This is a genomic window from Allobosea sp. WAO (assembly GCF_001509835.1).
Lineage (GTDB): Bacteria > Pseudomonadota > Alphaproteobacteria > Rhizobiales > Beijerinckiaceae > Allobosea.
Map to the genome: position 1 here is coordinate 498,826 of NZ_JXTJ01000004.1, position 12,440 is coordinate 511,265.

At 68.5% G+C, this 12,440-nt stretch carries 8 protein-coding genes; 5 read left to right on the plus strand and 3 right to left on the minus strand.

Annotated features, from left to right (window positions below; all coding sequences use genetic code 11):
* Positions 1 to 331: 331 nt before the first annotated feature.
* The 5 genes from DK26_RS06740 to DK26_RS06760 all read left to right on the plus strand — a co-directional run bounded on the left by DK26_RS06740 (position 332) and on the right by DK26_RS06760 (position 5,925).
* Complete coding sequence (locus tag DK26_RS06740) at positions 332 to 2,005, plus strand: ABC transporter substrate-binding protein (RefSeq protein ID WP_083533015.1); 1,674 nt, start codon at positions 332 to 334, stop codon at positions 2,003 to 2,005.
* Positions 1,986 to 2,936, plus strand: coding sequence for an ABC transporter permease (locus DK26_RS06745; RefSeq protein ID WP_066469620.1), 951 nt, complete (start codon positions 1,986 to 1,988; stop codon positions 2,934 to 2,936). Before DK26_RS06740 ends, DK26_RS06745 begins: the two co-directional genes overlap by 20 nt.
* On the plus strand, positions 2,933 to 3,799 hold the full coding sequence (locus tag DK26_RS06750; RefSeq protein WP_066469622.1) for an ABC transporter permease: 867 nt from the start codon (positions 2,933 to 2,935) through the stop codon (positions 3,797 to 3,799). The genes DK26_RS06745 and DK26_RS06750 overlap by 4 nt, the downstream gene beginning before the upstream one ends.
* Positions 3,796 to 5,475 (plus strand): ABC transporter ATP-binding protein, encoded by a 1,680-nt coding sequence (locus DK26_RS06755; RefSeq protein ID WP_066469624.1) that lies wholly within the window; start codon positions 3,796 to 3,798, stop codon positions 5,473 to 5,475. Before DK26_RS06750 ends, DK26_RS06755 begins: the two co-directional genes overlap by 4 nt.
* A 186-nt stretch (positions 5,476 to 5,661) precedes the next feature.
* Complete coding sequence (locus DK26_RS06760) at positions 5,662 to 5,925, plus strand: hypothetical protein (RefSeq protein WP_066469625.1); 264 nt, start codon at positions 5,662 to 5,664, stop codon at positions 5,923 to 5,925.
* 128 nt (positions 5,926 to 6,053) lie between these two features.
* Here the strand turns inward: DK26_RS06760 and DK26_RS06765 are convergent, their stop codons facing one another.
* The 3 genes from DK26_RS06765 to DK26_RS06775 are packed head-to-tail and all read right to left on the minus strand — an operon-like array spanning position 6,054 to position 12,408.
* A complete protein-coding gene (locus DK26_RS06765; RefSeq protein ID WP_157089541.1) occupies positions 6,054 to 8,918 on the minus strand; it encodes an NHLP bacteriocin export ABC transporter permease/ATPase subunit in 2,865 nt (954 codons plus the stop codon).
* The gene (locus DK26_RS06770) at positions 8,908 to 11,109 is read right to left on the minus strand and encodes an NHLP family bacteriocin export ABC transporter peptidase/permease/ATPase subunit (protein WP_083533016.1); all 2,202 of its coding nucleotides are present in this window, start codon (positions 11,107 to 11,109) and stop codon (positions 8,908 to 8,910) included. The genes DK26_RS06765 and DK26_RS06770 overlap by 11 nt, the downstream gene beginning before the upstream one ends.
* A gap of 12 nt (positions 11,110 to 11,121) precedes the next feature.
* On the minus strand, positions 11,122 to 12,408 hold the full coding sequence (locus DK26_RS06775) for an NHLP bacteriocin system secretion protein (RefSeq protein ID WP_066469627.1): 1,287 nt from the start codon (positions 12,406 to 12,408) through the stop codon (positions 11,122 to 11,124).
* Positions 12,409 to 12,440: the final 32 nt, after the last annotated feature.

A 12,440-nucleotide genomic window follows, 5' to 3' on the forward strand; every position in this document is an offset into this window, starting at 1 on the left:
TCATCACAGCCAAAACCATGATGACCGCGGGATTTGCTGGAGCAGCTTGCACCGCGTCACCAATGCTAAAAGCACCACGCGCATTGCCGTGGGCTCCTTTACGCGAGGAAGACCCGTGATCATCCCATTCAATTTTATCGTTCACGTCCTGCTGCGCCTGTCGGCATTCCTGCACTGGGCGCGCACCGGCGAAACCCGTCGCCGCATCGGCAAATAGCGCATCGGCACCGGCGCACACCTCTAACGACCATCGATTTCCGACACGCCAAAGGCTTCAGGTTGCAGCCGTCGCAGGCGCACGCCTATGCCCTTTTGTTCCGAAGGCAGCTCCATGAACCAGGCCGATTTTCCCACGCTCCACCGCAACTCGCAGTCACGTCATCAGGAAAACTCGAGGCTCCGCGGACGTTACCTACGCGCGGCGATTGCAGCCTTCACCCTTCTTGCCGCCGGATCTCCGGGTTTCGCCACCGACAACCAGGCGGGGGGCAAGCCCGTCGCGGGAGGCACGCTGACCTTCGGCCTAGCAAGCGACACCGCGATCATCGATCCCTCGATCACCGGCAATTCGATCACGGCGCTGATCACCCGCAACCTCGTCGATTCCCTTGTCGGCCAGGCCGAGGACAACCGCTTCACGCCGTGGCTGGCGGAACGCTGGGAAGTGGATGCCGACAACACGGTCTACACGTTCCATCTTCGTAGCGGTGTGACCTTCAGCGACGGCACGCCGCTCGATGCAGCTGCGGTCAAGTTCAACTTCGACCGCATCCTCGATCCAAAGACGACATCGAGCTATGCGAAATCCCTGCTCGGACCGGTGGCTAGCATCGCCGTTCCCGACGCCAGGACGGTCGTGATCTCCTACAAGCAGTCCTTCGCGCCGCTGCTGCAGGGGTTGAGCCTGCCCTATCTCGGTATCCAGTCGCCAACCTATCTGCGCGACGCCAAGAGCACGACCAACACCGTCGTCGGTTCCGGTCCTTTCCTGCTCGAGAGTTTCACCAAGGGCAGCGGCAGCCGGCTGACCAGGCGTGCCGATTACAACTGGGGGCCCGGCTATGCCGCGCATCAAGGTCCGGCCCATCTCGATGCCATCGTGTTCCGCTACCTGCCGGAATCGGCGGTTCGCCTCGGCGCGCTCAGCAGCGGGCAGGTCCAGGCGATCGACGAGGTGCCGCCGGCCAATTTTCGTTCCGTTCAGGCCGATAGCCGCCTGCAGGTGGTGACGCGCGAAAACCCTGGCGTGAACCGCTCGCTGTTCCTGAACACGAGCAAGGGCCCCTTCGCCGACGCGCGCGTGCGTCAGGCCTTTCAAAGCGCCGTCGATGCGCCCGGCGCCGTCAAGGCCGCCTTCTTCGGCAGCCTCAAGCCGGCGGACAACATATTCGGCCCCTCGACGCTGTATTACGACCCAAAGATCGCGGGCAGTTGGGGCTTCGATCAGCAGAAAGCCGCGAAGCTGCTCGACGAGGCTGGCTGGAGCACGAAGGATGGCGAGGGCATCCGCTCGAAAAGCGGCGAGCGGCTGAGCGTCCGCTTTGTCTACGACGCCGCAGCGTGGAGCGCGTCGGACCAGACGGTAGCCCAGGCGGTGCAGTTCTCGGTCAAGAAGGCTGGCTTCGACCTGCAGCTCGACCCCGTCGACGCCGGAGGATACACTGCCCGGGCGGCGGCGAACGACTACGATCTCACTTCGCTTTACTATGTGCGCGCCGAGCCGGACATCCTGCGGACCGTCTTCCATTCGGCCTATATCCCACCGAACGGCGCCAACAATGCGCGGGTGAAGAGCCTCGACGAGATCCTGACCAAGGCGATCGGCGCGTCCGGCGACGAGCGGCAGCGCCTCTACGCCCAGGCTCAGGCCGAGATCATCGGCCAGGCCTATGCCGTGCCGCTCTATGTCGTCGCCTATCAGCTCGGCGCCTCGAAGAAGCTTCAGGGCATTAGCTGGGCGACGAACGCGAAGCCGAATCTCTACGATGCCTGGCTGGCTCGCTAACGCCCTGCCCACGGGGCTGAAACGCCTCGGGGTGATCGTCGCCGTGCTCTGGGGCGCGGCCACGATCACCTTTGTCGCGGTCAAGGCAATCCCCGGCGATCCTGTCGCGGTTCTCACCGGGGGCGAGAACATCGTCGATGCGGCCGAGCGTGAGATGCTGGTCCGCCAATTCGGGCTCGATCAGCCGCTGCCAATCCAGTACGCGCGCTATATCGGCCAGGCACTGCTCGGCGATTTCGGCCAGAGCTACCAATATCGGCAGCCGGTCATCGACGTGATCAGCGAAGCCGCCGGGCCGACGCTCCAGCTCGCAGGCACTGCGATGGCGCTGGCCCTCGGCTTGGCCTTCGTCAACGCGCTTGCCACCGCCGGACGGCGAAAGGGGCTGCGAACCGCTCTCGCGGGGCTGGAACTCGTCGTGCTGAGCACGCCGGTCTACTGGGTCGGGCTCCTCCTGCTGACGGTCTTCAGCTTCTATCTCGGCTGGTTCCCGATCATTGGCGGCGAGGGCATCCATGCGCTCATCCTGCCCGCCATCGCGCTGAGCCTGCCGCTTGCGGCCCTGCTCGCGCAGGTCCTGCGCGACGGGCTGGAAGAGGCGTTGCTGCAGCCCTTCGCCCTGACCGTGCGGACGCGCGGCGTCAGCGAGACGCAGTTGCGCCTGCGCCATGCACTACGCCATGCCGCGCTCGCCGTCTCGACGCTGACCGGCACGCTTTTCGCGGGCGTCCTGGCCGGCTCGATCCTCACCGAGACCGTGTTCGGACGGGCCGGCATCGGCCAGATCACCTTGCAGGCGATCAAGACGCGCGACATGCCCCTCTTGCTCGGGCTGGTGATGCTGTCGGCGCTCGTCTCCGTGCTGATCAACCTCGCCGTCGATGCGCTCTACCTGCTGATCGATCCGCGGCTGCGAAGAGCGACACGATGAGCCAGGCCCTCGACATCATCGCTCGCGTCCGCGGAGGTGAGCGGGCGGGAAATCCGTGGCGCTCACCGGGTCTCGTCGTCCCGCTCGCCCTCGTGCTGCTTCTCGTGCTGGCAGCCAGCGCGCCGCACTGGTTCACTGCACTACCGCCCGATGCAGTCGATACCGACGCGATCCTGCTGCCTCCCGGCCTGACCCACTGGTTTGGAACCGATCAGCTCGGCCGGGACGTCTTCACCCGTGTCGTCTATGGTACCTCGCAATCCCTGGGCATCGGCATCGGCGCGACGCTGATCGGCTGCGCGGGCGGCGTGCTGCTGGGCACGGCAGCCGGCCTCGCCCCGCCCGCTCTGCAGCGTGTGCTCGCGCGGCTGATCGACATCCTGCTCGCCTTCCCCGAGATCCTGCTCGCCCTGCTGATCATCGCCGTGCTCGGCCGGGGGCCGACGAACACGCTGCTCGCGGTCGGGCTCTCGAGCATCGCGGGCTATGCGCGGCTGGTGCGCTCCCAGGTGCTGCGCGTCTGGCAATCCGGCTATGTCGAGCATGCCGTCGCGCTCGGCGAGACGACGCCAGCGATCATTGCCCGACATGTCGTCCCGAATGCCACCCGGCCGCTCGTCGTCCTGGCCACGATCGGTGTCGGCAATGCCATTCTCTCCGCCTCGGCCCTCAGCTTCATCGGGCTCGGCGTGGTGCCGCCCGCCGCCGAATGGGGAGCCCTTTTGGCCGATGGCCGGAACTTCCTCGATACCGCGCCCTGGATCAGCTTCCTGCCGGCTACCGTCGTCGCGGTCTCGGTCATTGCGATCACGATCCTCGGGCGCCGCCTGCAGCTCCTGCTCTCACAGGGAGACACGCCATGAATGTCCAGCTCGTAAGGCGGCAGGACATGGCCGCGGCAGCACCGGCTCCCCGCCCAGCGATCCTCGAGGTCGAGAATCTACGCATCAGCTTCCCGAGCGGGCGCGGGCCCCGGGAGGTCGTGCGTGGCATCTCCTTCACCATCGGCGCGGGCGAGATCCTCGCTATCGTCGGCGAATCCGGCTCGGGAAAATCGGTGACCGCCCGCGCGCTCGTCGGACTGGCGGGGCCTGGATCACGGGTGCGGGCCGACGCGCTGCGCCTCTCGCGCCCTGGCGATGAGTCAGTTGAGCTGATCGGCCTTCCAGAACGGCAGTGGTCGAAGATTCGCGGTCGGGAGATAGGCTTCGTACTGCAGGACGCCCTGGTCTCGCTGGATCCTCTGCGCACGATTGGCCGGGAAGTCGGCGAGCCGCTCCTGACTCACGCACTGGTTCCACCCAGCGAGCTCGGCCTGGAAGTCGAAACCCTGCTCGCACGCGTCGGCATTCCCGATCCGGCGGTTCGGGCCGCGCAGTATCCCCACGAGTTGTCGGGCGGGCTGCGGCAGCGAGCGCTCATCGCCTCGGCGCTAGCCGCCAGTCCGCGCCTGCTCATCGCCGACGAACCGACCACGGCGCTGGATGTCACCGTCCAGCAGCAGATCCTCGGCGTATTCGGAGGGTTAGCCGAGGCCGGACACGGCATCCTGCTCATTACGCATGATCTGGCGGTCGCAGCTCAGCTCGCCGACCGGATCGCCGTCATGCAGAACGGCGAGCTGGTCGAGACCGGCCCGGCGCGGGAGGTTCTGCGGAAACCGCGCCACGCCTATACGCGGCGCCTGCTGTCTGCCGTGCCCGGCGCGGCGACGCGAGGTCGCTGGCTGTCCGAGGCCGGCACGCGGCCGGTCAAAGCGCAGCCCGACCTTAGCAGGCCGATCCTCGCGATGCGGGACATTGCCGTCAGCTTCGCCCGCCCGGATCGCGGCGTGACCCATGCTGCGAACGGCGTCTCGCTTCACGTCTACCCAGGCGAAACCCTCGGCATTGTCGGGGAGTCAGGTTCCGGCAAGACGACGATAGGCAAGGTAGCGCTTGCGCTGCGAAAGCATGACGCGGGCGAGGTCCTCTTCCGTGGTCACGCGTGGAGCCAGCTCTCGGAAGGCGACCGCCGACCGCTCCGGCGGCATATCCAGACGATCGTTCAGGACCCGCTGAACTCCTTCGACCCGCGCTACACCGTCGCGCAGATCATCGAGCAGCCGCTGCGCCTCGACACCGACCTCGGCAAAGCAGAACGGGCAGCGCGCGTGCAGGAGCTGGTGCGACTGGTCAATCTTCCGCCTGATATTCAGGACCGAAGGCCGACCGCATTGTCGGGAGGCCAGCGGCAGCGCGTCTCGATCGCGCAGGCGCTCGCCAGCGAGCCCGATCTGCTGATTTGCGACGAACCCGTCTCCGCACTCGATGTCACGACCCAGGCACAGGTGCTCGATCTGCTGATTGCGCTCCAGCATCGGCTCGGGCTGGCCATGCTCTTCATCTCCCACGATCTCGGCGTGATCCGGCACATGAGCGACCGCATCGCCGTGATGAAGGACGGCATCATCGTGGAGACCGGCCCGTGCGAAGATGTCTTCGTCGCTCCCAAACACGCCTATACGCGCCGCCTGCTCGAAGCGGTGCCGCGGCTTTAGCGGCCGGCTCTGCTGTGGCCCCTGAAGTGGCCTGCCCCGCGTTGGGATCTCGCTGCCGACGAAACACCGGCTTCGGCTGTGCAGCGGTGACGATCAGTAAGGTTGGTGTAAGGCGGGCCGCCCTAAGGTCCTCTCACGGAACGACCCGGCCCGGACGGTCGGACGAATGGAGAGAGGAAGAAGCCGATGACCAAGCAGGACCTGAACAACATCGCCCTGACCGACGAAGAGCTCGAGGCCGCGGCCGGCGGCGCCGGTCAGTGGGTCGCCCCCGTCAGCGGCCAGTGGTGGGTCTGGAAGGAGAGCCAGGCTTCGTTCACCGGCAACAACGCCGGCTTCCATGCGACGGGCGGCAGCGGTAGCGGCAACGTTCGCAGCGAGCTGATCGACGGCAAGCGCCACTTCATCAAGTTCGACGGCACCAAGGAGGTCACCGTCGCCATCCGTTGATACGGTTGCGGTGATCCTTTGATCGCCCGGCTCCCTGGGGGAGCCGGGCGATTGTGTTTTGAGAAGACGTGGCAGCGCCCTGCTGCGTCGGCAAACCCTGTCGGCCAATCGCCCGTGATCGTCGGCGGTTACGCCATCTGGCGGCGGATCAGCCCGGCGAAGACTCCGCCGGCCGCGGCCAGCGTCTCGTAATTGCCCTGCTCGACGATGCGCCCCTCCGACAGCACGTAGATCAGGTCGGCATCACGCACCGTGCTCAGCCGGTGGGCGACCACCACGCGAGTCACGTTCATCTCTGCGAGCGTTGCCATGACATGGGCCTGGGTGGCGTTGTCGAGCGCGCTCGTCGCCTCGTCCAGCAGCATGATCCGCGGCCGCCTCGCAATGGCGCGGGCAAGCAGGAGCCGCTGGCGCTGGCCGCCGGACAGGGTCGCACCGGCATCGTCGACATAGGTGTGCAGCCCCATCGGCATCGCCGCGACGTCGGGACCGAGGCCGGCGAGACTCGCCGCTTCGAAGGCCGCCTCCAGGCTCATCGGCGCGGTGCCGGCGATGTTATGGTAGAGGCTGCCCGCCTCGATGCGGCTGTGCTGCAGCACGACGCCGAGCTGGCGCCGGACGGCGGCCCGGTCGAGGTCGCGCAGATCATGGCCGTCGAGCAGCACCGCGCCGCTGTCGGGCTGGTCGAAGCCGAGCAGCAGCCGCAGCAGCGAGGATTTCCCTGAACCGGAGGGGCCGACCAGCGCGACGAAGGCGCCGGCGGGAATGCGCAGCGAGACATCGTCGAGCGCGCTCTGGCCGCCGGGATAGCTGAAGCTGACGCGCGACGCCTCGATCTCGCCCTGTAGCGTTCCCGGCTGAAGGCTCCCCTCATTGTCCTCCGTCGGCTCGACCAGGATCGGGCGAGCGCGCTCCCACAAGGGCAGCACCGTCGCCAGCGCCGGGATCAGCCCTGCGAGCGAGAGGATGGCCGAGACGAACTGGGCGGAGACGCCGGAATAGGTGACGTAGTCGCCGAGCGACATCTTGACCCCGCCGAAGCCGACGAGCCCGATCAGCGCCGCCATGACGAGGATGTTCCAGCCGGCGCCGAAGGCGCTGACCGCACTGCCGACCACGTTTGCGCGGAAGTTGACGGCCTGATCGACTGCGAAGAGATGGGTCCAGCGCGCCAGGAAGCGGTTCTCGGCGGCGGCGACGCGCAGCTTCGAAATGCCCTGGAAGATCTGCACGGTGAGCGTCTGCATCGCTCCGCCATTGGCGAGGGCGCGCCGCTGCAATTGCAACTCGAACAGAGTCATGCCGAGCAGGATCACCAGCTGGACGGCGCAGACCGCAAGCGCGAGCAGAGCGGGCTTCAGCCCGTAGCTCAGCAGCACGACGAGGTTGACGCAGGAGAACAGCACGCCGAGCAGCGCCGTGATGCTGGCGACGCCGACGGTCCGGCGGATCTGGTTAACCGCATCGGCGCGCAAGGCGAGATCGCCTGCCCCGTAACGGCGGAAGAAACCGGGCGAGAGTCGCAGCAGCCGGCTCCACAGCGCGCCCTCGACGGCCGAACCAAGCACGGATTCGACGCGCAGCACAGCAAGGCCGCGCACCAGCTCGAACCCCATCACCCCGAACGCGACCGCGACCATGATCAGGATGAGCTGCAGGATCTCGCTGCGCACCCCGTCCGGGATGACCGCTTGCACCAGCATGCCCGAAAGAAACGGTGTCGCCATGGCGAGCAGGCCGGCAGCGAGGCTCGCCAGCGCGATCAGCGCCATCTCCCCGCGCACGATCGCGAAGACGAAGGCGGCCAGCGCCCGGCCGGGACGCTCCTCGCTGCCCGAGAAGCTGCGATAGAGGACATGGGCATGTCCGGCCAGCGTGGCCGCGACGCCATCGTCGACCCCGATGTCTTCGTCGCTGCCGGGGCGGACCATCCGCCAGCCGCTGCGCGCCGGCAGGAGCGCGACCGGCGTGCCGTCGCGCAGCTGACCGACCATCGCTTCGCCCGCCCGGCGCCACCAGCCCTCCTGCAGCCGAAGCTCGCGTGATCTCAGCCCGGCCTTTGCCGCGTAGGCCGCCAGGGCGTCGTCGTTCCCGCCGGCGGCGCGCAGGCGGCCGAAATCGGTCGGCAGCCTGACGCCCGTCGCCCGGGCGACTGTCCGGACCGCCGTCGCGACCGGTGGCTCGGCGCCGGGGCCTTCCTGCGTCGCGCGCGGCGCAGCCCGTCCCGCGACCCTTGCCATTGCCGCCGAGAGCGCGGCGGCATCCGCATCGGCGACAGTCGCGACATGCTGGCTGAGGGCGGCCATCCTGGCGTCGGACCAGGTCTGCAACAGCCGGCCGAGCGCATCGTTGAAGTCCGCGAGCGCGGCAAGCAGGGTGCCCTCCCGCGCCAGCGTGCTGCTATCCGCGATGAGGATCTCGCTCGCCTGTTCCGCACGCAGCGGTGCGCTGCGCAGCAAGGGCACCGGCGGTTGCTGGGAGCCGGCGCTCCGCCCCCAGTCATTGGCGCATGCGCCCGCCTGTGCCCGGCACCAGAGCAGGATATGCGATCCGCCCGGGAGGGCGGCTTCGCCCACAGCCAGGCTGTGAAGCCCGGGCTCCAGCCGGTGCGGTGGCAAACTGTCGGTAGCGCCTGTGTGCGCCGGAAGCTCGGCCAGATGCCGTGCGCGTTCGGCCATCACCGCGATCCAGGACTCGGCGTAGCGCGCGAAGAGGTCCGGCCTTCCGGCCAGATCGTGCAGGGTGGTCGTCTCGACCTGAGTACCGTCTTGCGGGATCAGGACGAAGTGCATGCCTTGGCCCGCGAGACCGAAGGCAGCGGAGCCTACGCCGAGCGTCGCGATATGGCGCAGGCTCCCCGCCTGACCCTGCTGCGCGATGAAGAGGTCGGCACCCGCGCCGGTCAGCCGGTAGGCGAAGCCCTCCTCGCAGGTGATGCGGGTTGGGGCTTGCTCGCTTGCAGCCACGGCACGTTCGAGCAATTCACTCTGCACGGATCAGCTCCGCATAACGGCCCTCGGCGGCGATCAGCGTCTGATGCGTGCCACGTTCGACGACACGGCCGCGGTCGAGCACGATGATCTCGTCGCAGTCGCGCACCGTGCTGAGCCTATGCGAGATCACGAGGGCGCTGACGCCGCGCCGGCGCAGATTGGCGAAGACCTCCGTCTCCGTGACGGGATCAAGCGCCGAGGTCGCCTCGTCGAGGATCAATATCGCCGGGTCGATCGCGAGCGCGCGGGCGAGCTCCAGGCGCTGGCGCTGGCCACCGGAGAAGTTCAGCCCGCCCTCGGCGACATCGGCGCCGTACTGGCCGCGTCGGCGCACGATCTCCTCATGGACGCCGGCATCGCGCGCCGCCGCGATGATCCGGGCATCGTCGAGCGAGCCGTCCCAGAGCGCGATGTTGTCGCGGATCGAGCCCGCGAACAGCACGACGTCCTGTTCGACATAGCTCAGCGAGCCCGCGAGCACGCGGCGCGGCACGTCGCCGGCCGCGGTTCCGTCGAAGCTGATGCTGCCCTCGGCCGGTTGCAGCAGTCCCGCCACCAGCCGCGCCAGGGTCGACTTGCCGCTGCCGGAGCCGCCGACCACCGCGACCCACTGGCCCGGAGCGATGGAAAGGTCGAGCTTCTCGATCAGCCCGGCCTGGCCGGGATAGGCGAAGCCGAGTCCGCGGATATCGATCCGGCCGGAGAGCCGGCCCTGCTGCGCCGGCCAGTTTGCGGAGACCGCCGCATCGCCTTGCAGGCGGGCGGCGGGCGCATGGCGCATCGTGTCCTGCACGCGCTCAAGGTCGCCGCGCAGCTCCTGCAACCCCGCGACGGCGCCGACCAGCGACTGGACGGGCGTGTGGAAGGCCTGGAGCACGGCGAGGAAGGCGATAAGCGTGCCCACCGTCATCTCGCCGTCCATCACCTTCAGCGCGCCCCAGCCGAGCAGGGCGGCATAGGACAGGCTCTTGATCACCGAAGGTGCCAGGGTGAGGAAGAGCGTCGAACGCTCCAACTCCTGCATCATGTTGAGCAGCTGGGCCTGCGCGCCCATCAGCTTGGCGAAGAAGGCATCCTCCGCGCCGGAGGCCTTGATCGTCTCGATCGACTGGATGCCGCCCAGCGCGACGCTGGCCATGCGCGCGCGCTGGACCACGACGCGCCTAACGCCCTCGACCCGGATGCGGGTGATGAAGGCGATGGCCGCGACGTCGGCGGACGCGAAGGCAAAGCAGGCGAGCGCCATCGGCACGTCGTAGACCATCATGATGGCGGCGCTGATCAGCGCGCCCATGATGCTGAAGAGCGCCGAGGAGATCGAGACCACGGCGCTGTGTGACAGGCGGCGCGCGGCCTCCATGCGCGAGGCGATGTCGCCGACATGGCGCTGCACGAAGAAGCCGATCGGCAGGCGCAGCATATGCGCCATCAGGCCGACGGCCGATTCCGTGCCGAGCCGCCGCTGCAGCCGCGCCAGTACCAACCCGTGCAACCAGGACAGCAGCATCGAGAGCAGGGCCGAGCCGATCAGCGCCAGCAGCAGCGGCCGCAACCAGCTCGTCGCGTGCTGGACCATGATGTTGTCGGCGAAGATCTTGCCGGCCGCGGGTACGAAGATCGGCGGCAGCACGTTGCAAAGCGCGATGATGCCGAGGAAGCCCAACGCCGCGCGGGTTTCGCCGCCCTTCGGCAGCAGCGCGCGCAAGAGGCTCGGCCGCTCGCCGCCCGGCTTGAAGCCGGGTGTGGGCGCGAAGGTCAGAAGGATGCCGGTGAATGCGCCGTCGAACTCGGCCGCATCGACGCTGCGCCTGCCGTGGGCGGGATCGTTGATCTGGACGCGCCCGCGCGCGACGCCCTCGATCACGACGAAATGGTTCATCTGCCAGAAGGCGATCGCTGGAAACCGGTGCTGCGCCAGCGCCACCGGCTCGACGCGCCAGCCCTTGGCCTCCATGCCGAAGCTGCGCGCGGCGCGCAGCAGCGATGCTGCCGTGGCGCCGTCGCGCGTCACCTGGCAGGCCTCCCGCAGCCGCTCCAGCGGCAGCCAGAGCCCGTGATAGGCCAGCACCATGCCGAGCGCCGCGGCGCCGCATTCCACGGCTTCCATCTGCAGCATTGTCGGCACGCGGCAGGGCCGGCCGGCATTCGGAAGGGGCGGCGCGGCTGCCGCCGCTGTCGCGCTCTCAGCCATGCTCGCGCGCCCTCAAAGCCCGGTCCAGCGGCGCAGGGCGGGGATGATGAGTGTGATCGGCGCTGCGCGCCTCACCGTGACGTTCGCCGTGAGAAGCAGCCCGCTGCTGAGCGGGATTTCCTGCCCGCGCTGCGAGGTCCAGGCATAGCCGCCGGCCTCGCCGGGCGCTGGCTCCAGCGTTGCCCGCACTTCGAAGGGCGCGCCGTTGCGCGCCATCTGCCGCGCGAGGTCGGGATTGCCCAGCCTGTCCGCGATCTCGGCCTGCCCCTCCGGCTGCGGCGAGATCGAGACGACCTTGCCGACGACCATGCCGTATTCCTCGCGCGGTGCGATCGAGGGCGAGATCCGCACCTCCATGCCGGGCGCGATGCGCTTGCCCATGTCACCGGGGACGAAAAACAGTGCCTCCAGCCGCTCGCCGCCGGTTTCAAGCGTTACGATGCGCTGGCCGGCGCTGACGAGGGCATTCACCGTGACCGGCACCAGGGCGACCACGCCGTCGCGCGGCGCCCTGATCTCGTCGGCGAGCTTGCGGCTCAGCCTTGCCTGTTCGAGCTGTCCCCTGAGATCGAGGATCTGGCGCTGGCTCGCCTCCAGCTCCTGGTCGCGCGTTCCGCCCAGCGCGAGGATCGCGCCGTTCAGGGCGGCGAGCTCGGATTGCGTGCGCGACAGGCTCGAGCGCGCGCTGAACAGCCGTTCCCGCGCCTCCTGCACGCGGTCGGTGGTGCCCGCGCCGCGCGAGAACAGCATCTCGCGATTGGCCAGCGTCCCCTCCGCCTCGGTGATCCGATGCCGGGTCAGGTCGACCGCCTCGTCCAGCTCCTCGCGCCGGCGCTGCTGCGCGACGGTCTCGGCGGCGACGCGAACCTCGTAGCGCTGGGTGATGGCAGTGCGGTGATCCTCGGCCTGGTCGATGCGGCGCTCCAGGTCGGCGATGCGCGCATCCTCCTCCGGCGTCGTCAGCGACGCCACGATCTCGCCGGAGGCGACCTTCTGGCCGGCCGGCACGAGCCCGTCGACCCAGCCCGATTTCGGCGCGTTGAGGCCGATGAAGACGCCGCCGCTGCGCACGAACATGCCCGGCCCCTCGACCGTTTCGCGATAGCGCGCGAAGCAGGCCCAGATCACGACGCCGATACAGAGCGCCAGGCAGAGCAGGCCGGCGATCCATTCGACGCGGCCCACCACGCGCAGCGGCGCGTGGAAATCCTCCGGCCGGTCCAGCTGCTGCAGGGACTGCTGCCGGAACAGGCTCCCGGCTCCCCGCTGCGTCGCCGGGGGTGACTCAACCTCTGACATCCGCAGCGATCCCGACCTCTCCGTATCGCCGG

What these genes read in the sequence shown, in the direction of transcription:
- DK26_RS06740 (WP_083533015.1), top strand. Translation starts at nt 332, where the DNA reads ATGAACCAGGCCGATTTTCCCACGCTCCACCGCAACTCGCAGTCACGT.
- DK26_RS06745 (WP_066469620.1), top strand. Translation starts at nt 1,986, where the DNA reads ATGCCTGGCTGGCTCGCTAACGCCCTGCCCACGGGGCTGAAACGCCTC.
- DK26_RS06750 (WP_066469622.1), top strand. Translation starts at nt 2,933, where the DNA reads ATGAGCCAGGCCCTCGACATCATCGCTCGCGTCCGCGGAGGTGAGCGG.
- DK26_RS06755 (WP_066469624.1), top strand. Translation starts at nt 3,796, where the DNA reads ATGAATGTCCAGCTCGTAAGGCGGCAGGACATGGCCGCGGCAGCACCG.
- DK26_RS06760 (WP_066469625.1), top strand. Translation starts at nt 5,662, where the DNA reads ATGACCAAGCAGGACCTGAACAACATCGCCCTGACCGACGAAGAGCTC.
- DK26_RS06770 (WP_083533016.1), bottom strand. Translation starts at nt 11,109, where the DNA reads ATGGCTGAGAGCGCGACAGCGGCGGCAGCCGCGCCGCCCCTTCCGAAT.
- DK26_RS06775 (WP_066469627.1), bottom strand. Translation starts at nt 12,408, where the DNA reads ATGTCAGAGGTTGAGTCACCCCCGGCGACGCAGCGGGGAGCCGGGAGC.